The organism is Streptomyces sp. NPDC058579 (assembly GCF_042718575.1).
GTDB lineage: Bacteria > Actinomycetota > Actinomycetes > Streptomycetales > Streptomycetaceae > Streptomyces.
The window spans coordinates 240,845-257,047 of the sequence record NZ_JBHXPI010000007.1 but is presented as its reverse complement, the minus strand read 5'-3'; the positions used below and the strand labels follow the sequence as shown (position 1 = coordinate 257,047).

Sequence of the window (16,203 nt, the reverse complement as noted above, 5' to 3'; positions counted from 1 at the left end):
GCTCATGTACACGCAGAACATGTGCTTCCGGTTCGACCCTACGTCAATCCCGTGCCGGAAGACTTCCCGGAAGAGTGACCTGAATTCGGCAGCCACGTGACGATTCGGCCACACCGATCTCACCGCCGTGCAGATCCACCGCCCAGCGGGCGATCGCGAGTCCCAGACCCGTACCGCCGTCGCTGCCCGGACCGGACTGGGCCGGCGTCTGTCCCCGGTTGAACCGTTCGAAGACCGTGTGCCGCAGCGCCTCCGGGATGCCCGGGCCCTCGTCCTCGACCTCCAGGGCCAGCGAGTCGGGCCAGTGCCCGCGCCGCGCCCGTACGGTCACCCGGCCGTGCGGCGGCGAGTGCTTCACCGCGTTGTCGATCAGGTTCGCCATCACCTGGTGCAGCCGCTCCGCGTCCGCGTGGGCGGTCAGCTCGGGCGGCGAGACGTCGAGGTGCAGATGGACGTCCGTACGGTTGTGCAGGCCGGACGTGGAGGACAGGCCGCGCTGGGACGCGGCCAGATTGGCCTCCCGGAGCACGCCGGACAGATACGGCCAGACCTCGAAGCGGCGTGCCTTGAGCGTGACGACACCGTTGTCAAGACGTGACAGGTCGAGCAGGGTCTCCACCAGCCGGCCGAGCCGCTCTGTCTGCTTCAGGGCCGTACGCATGGTCTCCGGATCGGCCTCCGAGACCCCGTCGACGACGTTCTCCAGGACCGCGCGGAGCGCGGCGATGGGGGTGCGCAGCTCGTGCGAGACGTTCGCGACCAGCTCCTTGCGGTGCCGGTCGACGGACTCCAGGTCGTCCGCCATGCGGTTGATCGTCGAGGCCAGGTCGCCCAGCTCGTCGCGGCGGTCCGCGCCCCGCACGCGTCGGCTGAAGTCACCGCGCGAGATCGATCCGGCCACCGTGTTCATCTCGTCGAGCGGCGCCGTCAGGGACTGCGCCACGAATTGGGTGATCAGGAGCGTCGCGATCATCGCGAAGATCGTGATGTACCGGAACTCCGTGGAGGTCCGGATCGCCACCAGCGCGAGCCCCGAGGTCAGCAGGACCGCCCCGACGACCAGCGTGCCCAGCTTGGTCTTGATCGAGATCACGATCCGGCGCCTTCTCGGGCGCTCGGGGCGCTGCCCCCGGCGGTTCATGACGCCGGCGTCTCCAGCGCGTACCCGACGCCATGGACCGTACGGATCCGCTCCGCCCCGATCTTCCGGCGCAGCGCCTTGATGTGGCTGTCCACCGTCCGTGTGCCGGAGGCGTCCGCCCAGTCCCAGACCTCGGCGAGCAGCTGCTCGCGGGAGAGGACCGCGCGCGGGGTGTTCGCCAGGCAGACCAGCAGGTCGAACTCGGTCGGCGTCAGGTGGACGTCGTCGTTGCGGACCCGGACGCGGCGCTGCGCGTGGTCGATCTCCAGCTCGCCGAGGCGCAGGATCCCGCTCCGCGGGGTGACGGCGGCGAGCGCGGCCCGCTCCACCCGGCGCAGCAGGACGTGCACGCGCGCGGCCAGCTCGCGCATGGAGAACGGCTTGGTCATGTAGTCGTCGGCGCCTACGCCCAGGCCGACCAGCATGTCCGTCTCGTCGTCCCGCGCGGTCAGCATCAGGACCGGGACCGGGCGCTGCGCCTGGACGCGGCGGCAGACCTCGAGGCCGTCGAAACCGGGCAGCATCACGTCGAGGACCATCAGGTCGGGCTGCCAGGCCTCGGCCGCGTCGACGGCCGCCGGGCCGTCGGTCGCCGTCTGGACGAGGAATCCTTCCGCCCGCAGCCTCGCGGCGATCGCATCCACGATCGTCGTGTCGTCCTCGACGACCAGCACTCGCCGCTGCGCGCCCGGAGTGGCCGCCGCACCGTGGTGAGTGGTGTGTGTCTGCTCCATAGCCCCGCCTCGCATCGCTGGTATCGGCCAGCAGCCTAGAGGCACTGACAGCGTCCCGGCTATCCAGGCCGGATGGCGAGGTGCACCACGTCAGGGACGCCCCGGGCAACGGGGATCTCTTCCGTCCGTACCCCGTTGAATCCGGCATTCCGCAAGGACGCTTCGAAATCGGCGGACGGCCGGGCCGACCAGACGGCGAGGATTCCGCCCGGATTCAGACGCCTCGCGCAGGCCGCCAACCCCTCGGCGGAGTACAGGTTTTGGTTGTCCTCGGTGACGGTCCAGTCGGGGCCGTTGTCGATGTCCAGGCAGAGCGCGTCGTAGGTGTCGGGAGAGTCGTGGACGTAGGCCACGAGGTCCGTGTGCAGGATCACGTTCCGCGGATCGGCGAGCGCCGTGCCGGAGATCGTGGTCAGAGGGCCTTCGCGGTGCCAGTCGATGATCGCCTGCTCGCGTTCGACGACCGCGATCCGGCCCCAGCGGGGGTCCGCGGCGGCGTGGGCGAGGGAGAAGCCGACGCCGAGACCGCCGATGAGGACCGAGGGGAGGGGGCCTCCGGGCGGTGGGTCGAGCGCGAGGTAGGCCGCGTCGACCAGCCGTCGCTCCGAACGTCCGTCGGAGGTGTCCATCAGGAAGGTGCCGTTGGCGATGATCTCTAAATGCTCGCCGCGCCGCCGCAGTACGACTTCTCCGTACGGGCCCTCGCGGCGGTCGATCGTGACGGGGCTGGACATGTGCGCGCACTCCCGGAATCGGCAGACGACTGTCCCGGCCATCCTCGCGGGGCGGGGAGGGCCGGGACAAACGGGATTCGGGAGGATCCGGTCTCAGATCTCAGACTCAGATCCCAGATCGCAGGTCTCAGATCTCGGATCTCAGATGGTCAGGCCGTGGCCGTGCGGGAAGACCGGGTCCAGCGTGTCGTTCGGGACGTCCGGGCGGGCCGCCTCCACCGCCGCCATCGACCGGGGCAGCTCGAAGGGGAGCCGGCCCTCCGCCTTCGCCCGGCCGAAGGCCACGTCGAGGAGGGCCTCGTCGCTCGCGCCGTAGTCGGCGATCAGGGCCGCCGCACGCTCGGCGATCTCCGGCAGGACGGCGGGACGCTCCAGGTTGACGCAGACGACCGTCGGCACGGTCGCGAGCAGCGCGAGGATCCGGCTCAGCTCGGGCTCCGCGAAGGCGAGGGAGCCGGAGTGGAAGAAGGCCTCGAAGAGGTTCGGGCGCTCCTCGTACGGGGTGCGCAGCCGCAGCACCGCGAGGTCCGCCTCGGCCGGGTCGGTGACAACGTCACCGTAGCCCGCCGCGACGGCCGGGTCGACGTTCTCGACGTACAGCTTCGGCCGCCCGGCCAGCGGCAGCGGGCCGTCGGTGAGGACGGTCAGCGAGCGGCGCTGGGCCGCCGCGCCCGCCGCCTTGAAGTCGGCGCGGCCGACCGTCTCGGCGGCCTCCTCCGGGTCCACGTACCGCCGCTCGTCGAAGAGCCCGAGCACGAACTTCTCGCGCAGCAGCCGCCGTACGGAGACGTCGACGCGCTCCTCGGTGATCCGGCCGGACTCGACCAGCTCCACGATCACCTCGGGGCACTGCTCGCCGCCGAACTGGTCCGAGCCCGCGTCCAGCGACTTCGCCGTCCGCTCCGCCACGCTCAGGTGCTCCACGCCCCAGGCCCGCGCCGCGTGCGGCTCGCCGAAGATCACCGAGTCCGTGAGCACTCCCCAGTCGGTGCAGACGATCCCCTGGAAGCCGAGCTCCTCCCGCAGCAGCCCGGTGACCACGCCCTTGCTGAAGCCGAAGCCGACCTCCTCCCAGTCGGTGCCGATCGGCTGGCCGTAGTACGGCATCATCTGCGAGCAGCCCGCGGCGATCGCGGCCTTGAAGGGCTCCAGGTGGTGCTCCCGCATGCCGCCCGGGTAGATCTGCTCCTTGCCGTGCGGGAAGTGCGGGTCCTCGCCGTCCTTCTGCGGGCCGCCGCCGGGGAAGTGCTTGACCATGGCCGCCACCGAGTCCGGACCCAGCTCCTCGCCCTGGAGGCCGCGGACGTACGCCTGGACGAGTTCGCCGGTCAGCTTGGCGTCCGAGCCGAAGGTGCCGGACTGGCGTGCCCAGCGCGGCTCGGTGGCGAGGTCGATCTGCGGGTGGAGAGCGGTGCGGAAGCCGACGGAGAGGTACTCGCGGCGGACGGTGTCGGCGAAGTGGAAGACCAGCTCCGGGTCGGCTATCGCGGCGAGCCCCAGCGCCTCGGGCCACGCGGAGAACGCGCCGGCGTTGAAGGAGGCGCCGATGTTGTCGGTGAAGGCGTGGCGCGGGTCGGTGGAGAGCGAGACCGGGATGCCGAGCCGGGTGTTCGCGGCCATCTCCTGGACGGCGTTGTGCCAGAGGGCCATCTCGCGGGCGCCGTATGTGCCGAGCAGGTTGAAGTGGGTGAGGTGGCGGCCTTCGAGCAGCTCCGGCGTGGAGAACGGCAGCATCGAGCCGTCGGTCTCGGTGACCGGGGTGCCGTCCGCGTTCATCATCAGCATGGAGTGGAAGAGCTGGCCGGCCTTCTCCTCCAGGGTCATCCGGGCGAGCAGGTCCTCGACGCGCTCGTCGACGGGTCGGGTGGCGTCCTGGTACGGGTGCATGACGGGTCTCCTGAGGTGACGTGACCGGGCTGAGGGGCGGAGGTGCCTCACCGGGCCGGGCCTCAGGCTAAGCGTGAAAACCGAGTGGGTACTAGGTTTTGGTTCTGTGTCCTGGATCACAGGCGGAAAGCCTCATTCCGGGCCTATTCCGGGCACCACCTAAGCTGGGCCCCATGCCGGAGAACAAGGGCCCGACGACCCGAAAAAGCGCAGGCAGGGGCAGCTATGCGGTGGGGGACGAGCGCCGCCGGAAGATCCTCGACACCGCCGTCGAGCACTTCGGGCGGTGGGGCTTCCACGCCTCCTCGCTCGCCCGGATCGCCAACGACTGCGGCATCACCCAGGGCGGGCTGCTGCACCACTTCCGCGGCAAGGAGGACCTCCTGCTCTCGGTCCTCGCGCAGAGCGAGCAGCACGACGTCGAGCGCCTCTTCGCCGACGAGCCGGAGTCGTACGCCGCGTACCTGGAGACCGTCGTCGCCCTCGTCGAGGACAACACCCGGCGCCCCGGCATCGTCCGGATGTTCAACGTCCTGGCCGGGGAGTCGGGCAACGTCGGCCACCCCGCGCACGGCTACTTCAAGGAGCGGTACGCGCGCGTGCTCGGCCACACCGTCGACCTGATGGAGGCGGCGGTGCGGCGCGGGGAACTGCGCGAGGGCATCGACTGCCGGGCCGCAGGGCAGGAGCAGCTCGCCGTGATGGACGGCCTCCAGCTCCAATGGGCCCTCGACCCGGCGGCGATGGACATGCCCGCACGCGTACGGGCCTTCCTGGACCGCCAGTTGAGGGACCTGTCGGTGAAGGGCGAGGGTCTGCCGGCCGCCTGACCTCAGGGGTCGGTCGGCGGGCCGCCGTCGGGGAGGGCCTCGAAGACGCGCCGGAGGGCGGGCGGGCGCTCGCCCTCACCGGCGACCACGACGCGGTACCGGTGGGTGAAGACGTACTGGAACCCGTCCGCCACGGGCTGTCCCGTCGGGCGCGCGGGCACCTTCGCGTACGCGGGGTCCTCCAACGCCGCGCGCAGTTCGGCCACTTCGGCGGCGGTCATGCGGCCGGTGCGCGGGGGTTCGGTGCCGGAGCGGGTGGTGTAGCCGCCGTCGTAGTGGACGATCAGCTGATTGCGGACCCCGGCCAGGCCGCCGTTGACGTTCACCTCGACGAGGACCTCGCGGGGGCCGGGCTCGTGGTCGTTCTTCACGGTGCCGTCCGGCCCGGTGGGGACCGGTGGCGCGGGGGCGGTCGTGGGCGTGGCGGCCGCCGATCCTTGTTGCGTCACGGTGGGTGGCGACGGGGTGTCCTGGTCGCCGCACCCGGACACGGCGAGCCACGGGACCAGTACCGCCGACGCGACCCACACCGTTCTCCTGCGCACCATGGTCCCGAGCATGCCCTCACCCGATCCGGTTGACCAGGGCCGCGTGCAGGGCGTCCAGGCGGGGGCCGTGCGGCCCGCCGCGTACCGCCAGGTCGACGGCGTCGACGCACGCCCGGCACCGCTCGAGATGGGCCTCGGCGTGGCCGAGGAGCTCGGGGGAGAGCTCCCCGCGGGCGTACGCGTCCACCCAGTGCGCCGGGAGGTGCCGGGTGGGGGCGGGCGGCGCGGGAGGCGTCGGAGGCGCGGACGTCACGGGGTGCTCGGGCGTCGTGGCTGTCGTGGCTGTCGTGGGGGGAGAGAGCTCGACCATGCGAGGGCTGCTTTCGGAGCTGGAGGTGGGGGCGGCTGTGGGGGAGTGGGGGTTACGGGCGGGGGCGGGGGACCCGGTCGCGGTCATGGGCACCTCCTCCGCCGGTCGCGCGCGGTACGCCGTCCGCGGCCTCCGCCGCGTCCTGGGCCACGATCCACTCGCGCAGCCGGGCGCAGCCCCGGGCGGCGCGGGCCTTGACCGTGCCCTCGGGGACGGCGAGGCGCTCGGCGGTCTCGCGGACGCTGTAGTGCTGGAGGTAGCGCAGCTCGATGACCTCGCGCTGCGGGGCGGGGAGCCCGGCGAGCGCGAAGGCTATGGCCGCGTAGCGGGGCGAGGAGGCGAGCAGGCAGTCCTCGGCGGAGGGAGCGGTGCCTGCGGAGGAGGGGGTGTGCTCGCGGGCCCGGTCGGCGAGGGCCCGCTGCCGTCCGGCGGCCCGTTCGAGATCGACGGCGCGGCAGTGCGCTATCCGCCGCAGCCAGGCAGGGACGCTGCCCTCGTGGAAGCCGGAGGCGCTCTTCCACACCGTCAGGAAGGTCTCTTGGACGGCGTCCTCGACGGTCTGGGCGGGGAAGCCGCGGTTGAGGAGGTGGGCGAAGAGGGGGCCCGCGTGCCGGGCGAACAGCCGGGACAGCGCGTCCTTGTCGCCACCGGCGACGGCGTGCACGAGACGCCCGTCGCACGCGTCGTCCTCGCCGGACGGACCGTTGCCGGAGGGGCGGCCGCCGGACGTGCCGCCGCGGGACGGACCACCACCGCGGGAGGGGCGGCCGCTGTACGGGCCGCCGCCGGACGGACTACCGGCGGACGCGCCGCCGCTGTCCGGACCGCCGTCCGACGGCCCGCCGTCGGCCCCGGACCCGCTCTCGGCTCCGGTCCCGGCTTCGGCCCCGCTCCCCGCCCCGGACCCGGTCCCGGACCCGGCTTCGGCCCCGCTCCCCGCCCCGGACCCGGTCCCGGACCAGGCCTCGGCCCCGGGCCCGGTTTCGGCTCCGGTCCCGGTTCCGTCTTCGGTGCACTGCCCGCACCCGGGAAAGCTCGTCGTCACGACCTCTGAACGCGGGGGAAGGGTACGGAGGTTGCAATTCCGCCCATCTTTTCGCCGCCCGCCGGGGGAGCACCGGCGCACACCGGGGGCGCACGCTCCCGCACCCTCGCGCCCTACGCCTCCCGCACGATCCCCGTCAGCGGGCACTCGTAGCGCCAGTCCAGGCTGTCGTAGAGGGCCAGGCCGTCGCGGGTGGCCGCGAGGATGCCCGTGGTCGCGCCCGTCTGGGCGGCCGCCGCCTCCAGGGTGCGCATCACGTTCGCGCCGAGGCCGCGTCGGCGGTGGTCGGGGTGGGTCTCGATCTGGTCGGCGACGGCGGTCACCCCTGTCGGGGCCATTTGGCCGCGCGCGGCGAGCGTGCCGTCCGGGGCCACGATCCGGACCCGGATCACCCCGTCCCGGGTCTCCGTCGTCCGCGCGTACCCCTCCGGCGCCGGCGGGCGGGCCCCCGGGTCCAGGGTCTTGCTCATCATGTAGCCGGGGTCGTCCGGGACGGTCCACCCCGGGGTGATCCACTCGGCCGACTCCTCGGGACCGGCCATGATCTTCAGCCACGCGCCCGGCACGGTGATCTCCTGGCAGAGCTTCCCCACGGACACCGCGTCCGGCGCCGGCAGGACGTGCCGGAAGACGTGCGTCGGCAGGCCGACGTCGATCCGCCAGCCCCAGGGCTCGACGACGGCGGGCGCAGTGCCCCGCGAGACGGTCCAGCCCGCCACCCAGGCAGAGGTAATAGCCGCAGTGTCCATAGAGGCATTACACCGTCGCCACTCCGCCCCGCACCAGAGTGATCGCTCAGAGCGAACGGCCCCCGGGGAACATCCCCGGGTGCCCGTGCATTGAGTCCACATAGCTCAACTTGACTGCCGAAGGGGAGATCATGGCTTCGACGTCCTCACCGCTCACTCTGCCTGTGCTGCCGCTCGACGACGAGGTCGTGCTGCCCGGAATGGTGGTGCCGCTGGACCTGTCCGACACCGACGTACGCGCCGCGGTCGAGGCCGCCCAGGCCGCCGCCCGGTCCGGAAGCGGCACCGGGAAGCCCAAGGTGCTCCTCGTGCCCCGGGTCGACGGCACGTACGCCGGGACCGGTGTGCTCGGCACCGTCGAGCAGGTCGGACGGCTGTCCGACGGCGACCCCGGCGCCCTCATCCGCGCCCTGGGCCGCGTGAAGATCGGCGCGGGTACGACAGGACCCGGCGCCGCCCTCTGGGTCGAGGGCAGCGTCGTCGAGGAGACCGTGCCCGACCCGCTGCCCGGCTCCGTGACCGAACTGGTCAAGGAGTACAAGGCGCTCGCCACCAGCTGGCTGCGCAAGCGCGGCGCCTGGCAGGTCGTGGACCGCGTCCAGCAGATCGACGGCGTCTCCGCGCTCGCCGACAACTCCGGCTACTCGCCCTTCCTCACCGTCGAGCAGAAGGTCGAACTCCTGGAGACCGCCGACCCGGTCGCCCGCCTCAAGCTCGCCACCGCCCAGCTCCGCGAGCACCTCGCCGAGCAGGACGTGGCCGAGTCCATCGCCAAGGACGTCCAGGAGGGCGTCGACAAGCAGCAGCGCGAGTTCCTGCTGCGGCGCCAGCTGGACGCCGTACGCAAGGAGCTGCGCGACCTCAACGGCGAGACGGAGGGCGACGAGTCCGACGACTACCGGACCCGTGTCGAGGCCGCAGACCTGCCCGAGAACGTCCGCGAGGCGGCCCTCAAGGAGGTCGAGAAGCTGGAGCGGTCCAGCGACCAGTCCCCCGAGGGCTCCTGGATCCGGACCTGGCTCGACACGGTCCTCGAACTGCCGTGGAACGAAAGGACCGAGGACCAGTACGACATCCAGGGCGCCAAGGCGATCCTGGACGCCGAGCACGCGGGCCTTGAGGACGTGAAGGAGCGGATCACCGAGTACCTGGCGGTGCGCAAGCGGCGCGCCGAGCGGGGTCTCGGCGTGGTCGGCGGCCGGCGCGGCGGCGCGGTCCTGGCCCTGGTCGGCCCGCCCGGTGTCGGCAAGACCTCGCTGGGCGAGTCCGTCGCGCACGCGATGGGGCGGAAGTTCGTCCGGGTCGCGCTCGGCGGCGTACGGGACGAGGCGGAGATCCGCGGCCACCGGCGTACGTACGTCGGCGCGCTGCCGGGCCGGATCGTACGGGCGATCAAGGAGGCCGGGTCGATGAACCCGGTGGTCCTGCTCGACGAGATCGACAAGGTCGGCTCGGACTACCGGGGCGACCCGGCGGCCGCGCTCCTGGAGGTCCTCGACCCGGCGCAGAACCACACCTTCCGCGACCACTACCTGGAGGTCGAACTCGACCTCTCCGACGTCGTGTTCCTGGCGACGGCGAACGTCCTGGAGGCCATCCCCGAGGCGCTGCTCGACCGGATGGAGCTGGTCAGGCTCGACGGGTACACGGAGGACGAGAAGGTCGTCATCGCCCGCGACCACCTGCTGCCCAGGCAGCTGGAGCGGGCGGGCCTGGAGCCCGGCGAGGTGGTCCTCGAGGACGCGTCGCTGCGGAAGCTGGCGGGCGAGTACACCCGCGAGGCGGGCGTACGGAACCTGGAGCGGTCCGTCGCGCGGCTGCTGCGGAAGGTCGCGGCGCAGCACGAACTGGGCGACCGGGAGCTGCCGTTCACGGTCGGCGTGGACGATCTGCGCGGTCTCATCGGGCGGCCGCACCACATCCCGGAGTCCGCGCAGGACCCGGCCGAGCGCCGTACGTCCGTACCGGGCGTGGCGACCGGACTCGCGGTCACGGGCGCGGGCGGTGACGTCCTCTTCGTCGAGGCGTCGCTCGCCGACCCGGAGACGGGCGCGGCGGGGCTGACCCTGACGGGTCAGCTGGGCGACGTGATGAAGGAGTCGGCGCAGATCGCGCTCTCCTTCCTGCGGTCGCACGGCGCGGAGCTGGAGCTGTCCGTGGGCGGGCTGAAGGACCGGGGCGTGCACATCCACTTCCCGGCGGGCGCGGTCCCGAAGGACGGTCCGAGCGCGGGCATCACGATGACGACGGCGCTCGCCTCGCTGCTCTCCGGCCGGCTGGTCCGGACGGACGTGGCGATGACCGGTGAGGTGTCGCTGACCGGGCGCGTCCTGCCGATCGGCGGCCTGAAGCAGAAGCTGCTGGCGGCGCACCGGGCGGGCATCACGACGGTCGTGATCCCGAAGCGGAACGAGGCGGACCTGGACGACGTCCCGGCCGAGATCCTGGAGAAGCTGGAGGTCCACCCGGTGACGGACGTCCGCCAGGTCCTGGAGATCGCGCTGTCCCCGGCGGCGGTGACGGTGAGCGCGGTGGCGTGAGCCGGTAGGTCGTGTTGTGGAGCGGGGCGTCCCTTCAGCGGGGCGCCCCGTTCCGCTAGTTGCGTACGTTCGGGCAGCCCGGGTTCATGACGGGGTGCCCTCGTCGCCCTTGAACGCGGCTGGGCGGGCTCGCACCATGCCCGTACGCGAGCGAGAGGGAGACGCAGTGGTCGCCGACAGGAAGCGCCGACGGACCGGGTCGGACGGCGAACAGGAGCTTCCTCGGCGTGCCGCGCCAGCGGCCAGGGAAGCGGAGGCCTTGAGTCCCGGTGGGCGGCTGACCCCGGAGCTCGCCCGGGCCAGCGACGGCGACCAGGAACTTCACCGTGGACGGCGGGAACATGTTCGTCGGGAGCACCTTCAACCTCGCCAACGACAGCGACCGGTCCGACGACGAGAGCGAGGGGAGCGGAGCGAACTCCCCGGCGCCGTGGGCGCAGTCGACGACGCTGACCTTCGACGGGGACTTCCGCGTCGAGAACGCCAACATGTTCCTGGGGAACATCTTCAACGGGGGACGTTTCCGGGGCGGTGGCACGGGCGCGGGGCCCGCCGACCCCGAACACGACAACCTGTACGTCGGCGACACGTTCCGCGTCCGGGGAACGATCGACCTCACCGGAGGCGTCTACCACGGCAACGCGTTCACGGCGAGGAGGATCATCATCAGGGGCAACGCCCTCTTCGTCGGCGGCAACTCCTTCACCGGAGACGTCCAGGTCGAGGACCCCGACCTGGTCGCCCAGGAGAACTACCTGGGAGAGATCACCGCCGCCCACGCCGACGAGATCAGCCCGCTCTGAGCCGGGGCAGCCGTCCGGGAGTCGGCTTCCCTATCCTGATCATGGACGAAGGGGGAAGGCGGATCGTGGGGAAGCGGAAGTCGAACCGTCGGCGGCAGGAAGAGGCGCGGCGGACCGCCGAGCGGTTCGCGCCCGGATCGGGCAGCTGGGAGTTGGTCTTCGAGACCGAGGACGAAGCGGCGTTCCGCGCCCACCTGGATCGGCTCCGGGCGTCGGAGCCGCGGCTCGACGAGGCGTCCCTGCGGGTGGACACCCTCTGCGGGCGCATGACGCAGCCGACCGTCCGCCGGCTCAGCCGCTTCGTGCCGAAGACCGACCGCGCCGCAGCCCCCTTCGAACCACCCGCTCCCCCGAACACCGTGAAGCAAGGAGAACCGGCCATGCCCCCACTGCCTTCTCTCGCCGACCAGGCGGAGCGTCTCGTCGAGCTCGGGGTGCATGAAGTCGCGGGGATAGCCGCCGACGAGGTGCGTGAGTTCGTGCGGGAGGCCGGAGGTGAGCGTGGTGACGTGTTGCTCGCCGTGCACCCCGGGCGGGCGCCCGCCTCCGTGCTCGCGCCGTTGTTGCGGCGGGAGGGCAAGGCCGGGTTCGTCGTGGTCGACATGCCCGACGTCGACGACTTCGCGCCCAACGGGATCGAGGTGCCCGACGCGCCGCTCTACCTGGTCGCCGGGATCGACCGCGGCGACCACATGTCCAACTGGAGCCCGGAGGAGGCGCTCCCCGCGCTCGCCAAGGAGGAGCGCACCCCGCTGCTGCTCACCGAGGGCATCCACTGGGTGCTCCAGGAGCCGGCGGCTCTGGAGCGCAACCGCTGCTTCATGACCATCGGCTCCCGGCTGCGCAAGGCGAACGGCACCTGGGACGCCCGTACGCCCGCCATCTGGATCAGCAACGGCACCGGGCGCGACGGCCGCGAGCGGCGCGACGCCCCGAAGGTCGGCTGGTGCTGGTGGGGCAACCGCCACACCTGGCTCGGCTTCGGCTCGACCACGGGGCGCAGCGCCTAGGCGTTCACGCCCTTACGACGCGTTCCGGCGGCGCGTCAGGAGCAGGCTGCCCGCGGCGAACGCCGTCAGGGCGGCCGCGCCTCCGAGTGCGAGGGGGAGCGGGGAGGGGCTGGTCCGGGCCGCGTCGGAGGAGAGCGCCGGGGCGTGCTCGTCGCCGCCGTGGCCTGCGTGGCTCACCGTGGACCGGTCCGCGCCCGCGGCGATCTTCGCCTCGCTCGGGGCGGAGGCCGCCGCCGCCGTACCGCCGAAGGTGACGTCCGAGCAGCTGTAGAACGCCTCCGGGCTGTCGCTGCGCTGCCAGACCTTGTAGACGATGTGGCGGCCCGTGCGGGCGGGCAGGGTGCCGGTGAAGTTGTAGTAGCCGTCCGTCGCGGTCCGCGCCGTGGGGTAGGTCGCCACCGGGGTCGCGTCCAGGTCCGACCACTTCAGCGGCTTGGTCGGGTCGAAGCCCGGCTTGGTGATGTAGACCGTCATCGTGCCCTGGTGGGGCGCGGTCACCCGGACCTTGAAGTTGAAGGACCCCGCGGACACGGCCGTCGACGGCCAGTCCGTCCGGGCCCAGTCGAGCGCGCGGTACTTCTCGCGGTTGGCCGAGCAGAGCTTGCCGTCCGGGATCACCACCTGGTGCTGCCCGTCGGCGTTGGCGATGTTGACCTCGTTCCAGTCGTAGAGCGGCTGGGTGCCGGAGTCGGCGACCAGGTCCTTGCACACCTGCGACTTCGGCGTCTCCGGGCCCTCCGCGTAACAGGCCGCGACCCGGCTCACCGGGTTGAAGACCGCGCCGTGCGCGGCGGCGGTGGACGGGGTCAGCGGGATCAGGGCGGCGGCGGACAGGGTGGCGGCTGCGGCGGCGGTGCGGCGGATCGACGGCATGCGGGGGCTCTCTCTCGTGCGTGGGGGAGACGGGAGGACGGGAGGACGGGACGAACAACGAGCGGATCACGTACGGGAGTTGGGGAGGGGCCGTACGCACCAACCCGAGGTTCGCATTGGTCCATACCAATGGGCAAGGGGGTGGCGCGAGAAAGACGGAAGCGGCCTTCCGCGCGCGCCGCCGCGCGCCCGGAAGACCGCCGTGTGTCGGAAAGGCCGGGATGTGCCGACAGGCCGGGGTGTGCCGGCAGGGCCTCGACGTGTCCCGCTCAGCCGTTGGCCAGTGCCTGCACCCGCGAGAGGTCCCCGTTGAAGCGGTTGTGGTCGCCGACCGTCGGGCCCGTCGAGGTGTACTGCCACATCGTGTAGTACCCCCAGCCCGCCGGGAGTTCGCCCACCGCCGCCGCGTACCGCGCGACCCAGAGCGGGTTGGTCGAGCCGAAGCCCGCGTAGTTGCCGGTGCACTGCGTCCACCAGCTCGTCGCCGTGTAGATCACCGCGTCACGGCCCGTCCGCGCCTTGTACCGGTTGAGGAAGTCGCGGATCCACGCGACCATCGCCGACTGCGACTTGCCGTAGCAGGTCGCCCCGTACGGGTTCCACTCGATGTCGAGCGCGCCCGGCAGCGTCCTGCCGTCCTTGGACCAGCCGCCGCCGTTGTTCACGAAGTAGTCGGCCTGGGCCGCGCCCGTCGTCGTGTCCGGGGTCGCGAAGTGGTACGCGCCGCGGATCATGCCCACGTTGTAGGAGCCGTTGTACTGCTGCGCGAAGTAGGGGTTCTTGTAGTAGGTGCCCTCCGTCGCCTTGACGTAGGCCCACTTCACCCCGCTGTTCCACAGGGTCGACCAGGCCACGTTCCCCTGGTGGCTGGAGACGTCCACGCCCTCCGTCTGGGCGGCACGCGGCGAGCCCGGCGTGCCGGCCGAGCCGTCGTGCGCGAGGACGCCCATGCCCATGTGGGCGGAGCCGCGTGGGGGAACGGCCTCGGCGTCGGCTCCGGCGGCGGCGTTCGCCGGGCCCGAGAGGGTGAGGGGCAGGAGCAGGGCCAGGGCCGCGAACGCGGCGCCGGCGAGGGTCTTTCCGGATCTGTGCACGGGCATTGCGTGCCTCCGAAAGGCTCGGTGGGGGGAGCGAGTCGGACAGTCCTGGAATGGACATGTCACCAACGACGCTACGCACGTAGACCCGCCTGACGGAAGAGGCCCCGGGTGCCGCCGTTGGTCTACTCCTGCGAAATAATGAGAGAGCTGCGGCGATGGCCGCGGTTGAAAGAAACTTTCAGCGACCGGAAAGCGCGCGAGGGGTGCTGACGTGCACGGAAGCGGTACGGGGAGTGAAGCCGAACCGACCGGCGGGGCGACCGGGGGGAGTGGTGTGGACCAGGAATTCCTGGCCCTGGAAAGGGAATTGGCGGTCTTTCTGCGCCGCGCCCGCGCCCAGTCCGGCGAGATGGCCCGCGAGGTCCACCCGGAGCTGGAGTCCTCCGCGTACGGACTCTTCGTACGGCTCGACGACACCGGCCCGCAGCGCGCCACCGAACTCGCCGGCTACTTCGGCGTCGGCAAGGCGACCATGAGCCGTCAGCTGCGCGTCCTTGAGGACCTCGGGCTCGTCGCCCGCGACCCCGACCCGGCCGACGGGCGCGCCTCGCTCGTCCGGCTCACGGAGGAGGGGCGGCGCCGCTTCCGCCGGGTACGGGACGCACGGCGCGGGCGGTACGTCCGCAAGCTCGCCGACTGGGACCGCGCCGAGGTCGCCGAACTGGCCCGGCTGCTTCACCAGCTGAACGCACGGGCGGAGAGCTGAGGGGAGCCCCCGAGGGCGCAGCCGAGGCGGCCCCCGAGGGAACCCTTGAGCAGGCCCTTGAGCGAGCCCGCGAGGGAGCCCTTGAGTGAGCCCCCGAGCGAGCCGTCAGAGAACCGCGTACGCCGCCGTCGCGTCGTCGTGCGCCTTCCAGCGGTGCACGGCGGTACCCGACTCCTCCAGCGCGCGGACCCGCGTCAGCAGCCCGTGCGCGCCCTCCTTCCGCAGGACGGCGAAGCAGTCCGCCCAGTCGCCCTCGCCGAACAGCTCCACCCAGCGCGAGGCCCCGTCCGTGAGCGCAGCCAGGGCGCGCACCTCCGCGCGCGGAGTCGTCCCGGTCACCGCCCGCCGTGCCACGTCCGGGTCGGCCGCGGCCGTGAAGAAGCCGCCCTCCCGGTTCCGCAGCCGGTCCGTCGCCGCGTGCGAACGGCGGACCTCGTCCGGGATCCGGTCGAGGCGGTCGTCGAGCACCGCCCGTACCGAACCGTCCGGCGCCTCCAGGAGCAGAACGGAGTCGGAGAGGACGAGGTGCTCCACGCGGGCCTCGTCCCAGCGCGCCATCGCGACGGTTGCCTGGGGCGTACGTACGTGAGAAAGGTCACATGTGTCGCGGTGGGCGTTTGCGGTGCGCCAGATTGCCTCCGTCAGAATCTCGGACAGCGTCATATCGCGTCGCGAAGCGGACAGTTCGGTCAGCGCTCCGCCGAGGCGGGCGGTGAACCAGGGCACGTCGTGCACACAACCGTCATCACCGGCCGGCGGTGTCACCCCGTCGAGCACCACGACCGTCCCGCCCCCGCCGGACGCGGGTAGAGCCGTGGCCACCCAGTCCTCGTTGGGGCGTTCGGGACTGCCGGGAAGGGTGACGGCCTCGGTGCGCATGATCCCCAGTCTGCCCCGTGGCGACCGGAGGCCGTGACGCACCTTCACAGTGTCTCCAAACGGCCGAATCTGGCCTGTACCAAGCCTTCGAGGGGCTCCGGAGGGGTGGAAGCGGAGGCTCCGGCGAGCTGCGGGCGGGCATCCTGCCAAAGCCCGCGCGGAAGATCCAACCGGCGCTCCGTGCGGGCCGTGTGGAAGCCTCGCGTGGAGTTGTTCGCCAACTCAGGAGTGTTGTTCACTCGTTCGGGTGGCGGAGCGGCCGATGCGCGTCCCCTTCCCAGAAGCGCTGGAATGGTCGGAAGCCGTACCAGGGG

At 72.1% G+C, this 16,203-nt stretch carries 16 protein-coding genes; 5 read left to right on the top strand and 11 right to left on the bottom strand.

The annotated features are described in order from the left end of the window. Positions 1 to 43: 43 nt before the first annotated feature. From ACFWRO_RS12875 to ACFWRO_RS12860, 4 genes are all read right to left on the bottom strand, one after another. The gene (locus ACFWRO_RS12875; protein ID WP_384508516.1) at positions 44 to 1,141 is read right to left on the bottom strand and encodes an ATP-binding protein; all 1,098 of its coding nucleotides are present in this window, start codon (positions 1,139 to 1,141) and stop codon (positions 44 to 46) included. Continuing rightward, on the bottom strand, positions 1,138 to 1,875 hold the full coding sequence (locus tag ACFWRO_RS12870) for a response regulator transcription factor (protein ID WP_362422256.1): 738 nt from the start codon (positions 1,873 to 1,875) through the stop codon (positions 1,138 to 1,140). Before ACFWRO_RS12870 ends, ACFWRO_RS12875 begins: the two co-directional genes overlap by 4 nt. Before the next feature lie 59 nt (positions 1,876 to 1,934). Then, positions 1,935 to 2,609 carry a spermidine synthase gene (locus ACFWRO_RS12865; RefSeq protein ID WP_384508513.1) on the bottom strand — a complete coding sequence of 225 codons (675 nt, stop codon included), beginning with the start codon at positions 2,607 to 2,609 and terminating at the stop codon, positions 1,935 to 1,937. A 141-nt stretch (positions 2,610 to 2,750) separates the two neighbouring features. Continuing rightward, complete coding sequence (locus ACFWRO_RS12860) at positions 2,751 to 4,496, bottom strand: glycoside hydrolase family 3 protein (RefSeq protein ID WP_384508511.1); 1,746 nt, start codon at positions 4,494 to 4,496, stop codon at positions 2,751 to 2,753. A 173-nt stretch (positions 4,497 to 4,669) separates the two neighbouring features. Here ACFWRO_RS12860 and ACFWRO_RS12855 point away from each other — a divergent pair, with 173 nt between their 5' ends. Then, the gene (locus tag ACFWRO_RS12855) at positions 4,670 to 5,326 is read left to right on the top strand and encodes a TetR/AcrR family transcriptional regulator (RefSeq protein WP_384508508.1); all 657 of its coding nucleotides are present in this window, start codon (positions 4,670 to 4,672) and stop codon (positions 5,324 to 5,326) included. Between the two features lie 2 nt (positions 5,327 to 5,328). On the opposite strand, the gene ACFWRO_RS12850 is transcribed toward ACFWRO_RS12855, so the two are convergent. The 4 genes from ACFWRO_RS12850 to ACFWRO_RS12835 all read right to left on the bottom strand — a co-directional run bounded on the left by ACFWRO_RS12850 (position 5,329) and on the right by ACFWRO_RS12835 (position 7,978). After that, positions 5,329 to 5,874: a hypothetical protein gene (locus tag ACFWRO_RS12850; protein ID WP_384508505.1), complete on the bottom strand. Its 546-nt coding sequence runs from the start codon at positions 5,872 to 5,874 to the stop codon at positions 5,329 to 5,331. A gap of 16 nt (positions 5,875 to 5,890) precedes the next feature. Then, positions 5,891 to 6,271, bottom strand: a complete 381-nt coding sequence (locus ACFWRO_RS12845; protein WP_384508502.1) for a zf-HC2 domain-containing protein — start codon at positions 6,269 to 6,271, stop codon at positions 5,891 to 5,893. Continuing rightward, positions 6,237 to 6,848 (bottom strand): RNA polymerase sigma factor, encoded by a 612-nt coding sequence (locus tag ACFWRO_RS12840; protein ID WP_384508500.1) that lies wholly within the window; start codon positions 6,846 to 6,848, stop codon positions 6,237 to 6,239. The genes ACFWRO_RS12845 and ACFWRO_RS12840 overlap by 35 nt, the downstream gene beginning before the upstream one ends. A 494-nt stretch (positions 6,849 to 7,342) precedes the next feature. Next, positions 7,343 to 7,978 carry a GNAT family N-acetyltransferase gene (locus tag ACFWRO_RS12835; RefSeq protein WP_384508496.1) on the bottom strand — a complete coding sequence of 212 codons (636 nt, stop codon included), beginning with the start codon at positions 7,976 to 7,978 and terminating at the stop codon, positions 7,343 to 7,345. 131 nt (positions 7,979 to 8,109) lie between these two features. On the opposite strand from ACFWRO_RS12835, the gene lon reads away from it, so the two are divergent. From lon to ACFWRO_RS12820, 3 genes are all read left to right on the top strand, one after another. Continuing rightward, positions 8,110 to 10,518, top strand: a complete 2,409-nt coding sequence (gene lon / locus ACFWRO_RS12830; RefSeq protein ID WP_384508493.1) for an endopeptidase La — start codon at positions 8,110 to 8,112, stop codon at positions 10,516 to 10,518. A gap of 326 nt (positions 10,519 to 10,844) precedes the next feature. After that, positions 10,845 to 11,321 (top strand): hypothetical protein, encoded by a 477-nt coding sequence (locus ACFWRO_RS12825; protein ID WP_384508490.1) that lies wholly within the window; start codon positions 10,845 to 10,847, stop codon positions 11,319 to 11,321. A gap of 380 nt (positions 11,322 to 11,701) precedes the next feature. Next, positions 11,702 to 12,331, top strand: a complete 630-nt coding sequence (locus ACFWRO_RS12820; protein ID WP_384508574.1) for a DUF5701 family protein — start codon at positions 11,702 to 11,704, stop codon at positions 12,329 to 12,331. Between the two features lie 12 nt (positions 12,332 to 12,343). On the opposite strand, the gene ACFWRO_RS12815 is transcribed toward ACFWRO_RS12820, so the two are convergent. Together ACFWRO_RS12815 and ACFWRO_RS12810 are read right to left on the bottom strand one after the other, a co-directional pair. After that, the gene (locus ACFWRO_RS12815) at positions 12,344 to 13,204 is read right to left on the bottom strand and encodes a lytic polysaccharide monooxygenase (protein WP_384508487.1); all 861 of its coding nucleotides are present in this window, start codon (positions 13,202 to 13,204) and stop codon (positions 12,344 to 12,346) included. Between the two features lie 269 nt (positions 13,205 to 13,473). Then, positions 13,474 to 14,304: a lysozyme gene (locus ACFWRO_RS12810; protein ID WP_384508484.1), complete on the bottom strand. Its 831-nt coding sequence runs from the start codon at positions 14,302 to 14,304 to the stop codon at positions 13,474 to 13,476. Positions 14,305 to 14,515: 211 nt separating this feature from the next. On the opposite strand from ACFWRO_RS12810, the gene ACFWRO_RS12805 reads away from it, so the two are divergent. After that, positions 14,516 to 15,010, top strand: a complete 495-nt coding sequence (locus ACFWRO_RS12805) for a MarR family transcriptional regulator (protein ID WP_362003917.1) — start codon at positions 14,516 to 14,518, stop codon at positions 15,008 to 15,010. Between the two features lie 105 nt (positions 15,011 to 15,115). Here ACFWRO_RS12805 and ACFWRO_RS12800 read toward each other — a convergent pair whose 3' ends face one another. Continuing rightward, entirely contained in the window at positions 15,116 to 15,889 is a 774-nt protein-coding gene (locus ACFWRO_RS12800) for a hypothetical protein (RefSeq protein WP_384508481.1), read from the bottom strand. Between the last annotated feature and the right edge of the window lie 314 nt (positions 15,890 to 16,203).

Coding starts and splice junctions, on each gene's coding strand:
- ACFWRO_RS12810 (WP_384508484.1), bottom strand. CDS start 14,304: ATGCCCGTGCACAGATCCGGAAAGACCCTCGCCGGCGCCGCGTTCGCG.
- ACFWRO_RS12865 (WP_384508513.1), bottom strand. CDS start 2,609: ATGTCCAGCCCCGTCACGATCGACCGCCGCGAGGGCCCGTACGGAGAA.
- ACFWRO_RS12860 (WP_384508511.1), bottom strand. CDS start 4,496: ATGCACCCGTACCAGGACGCCACCCGACCCGTCGACGAGCGCGTCGAG.
- ACFWRO_RS12845 (WP_384508502.1), bottom strand. CDS start 6,271: ATGACCGCGACCGGGTCCCCCGCCCCCGCCCGTAACCCCCACTCCCCC.
- ACFWRO_RS12855 (WP_384508508.1), top strand. CDS start 4,670: ATGCCGGAGAACAAGGGCCCGACGACCCGAAAAAGCGCAGGCAGGGGC.
- lon (WP_384508493.1), top strand. CDS start 8,110: ATGGCTTCGACGTCCTCACCGCTCACTCTGCCTGTGCTGCCGCTCGAC.
- ACFWRO_RS12800 (WP_384508481.1), bottom strand. CDS start 15,889: ATGCGCACCGAGGCCGTCACCCTTCCCGGCAGTCCCGAACGCCCCAAC.
- ACFWRO_RS12835 (WP_384508496.1), bottom strand. CDS start 7,978: ATGGACACTGCGGCTATTACCTCTGCCTGGGTGGCGGGCTGGACCGTC.
- ACFWRO_RS12815 (WP_384508487.1), bottom strand. CDS start 13,204: ATGCCGTCGATCCGCCGCACCGCCGCCGCAGCCGCCACCCTGTCCGCC.
- ACFWRO_RS12875 (WP_384508516.1), bottom strand. CDS start 1,141: ATGAACCGCCGGGGGCAGCGCCCCGAGCGCCCGAGAAGGCGCCGGATC.
- ACFWRO_RS12850 (WP_384508505.1), bottom strand. CDS start 5,874: ATGGTGCGCAGGAGAACGGTGTGGGTCGCGTCGGCGGTACTGGTCCCG.
- ACFWRO_RS12820 (WP_384508574.1), top strand. CDS start 11,702: ATGCCCCCACTGCCTTCTCTCGCCGACCAGGCGGAGCGTCTCGTCGAG.
- ACFWRO_RS12870 (WP_362422256.1), bottom strand. CDS start 1,875: ATGGAGCAGACACACACCACTCACCACGGTGCGGCGGCCACTCCGGGC.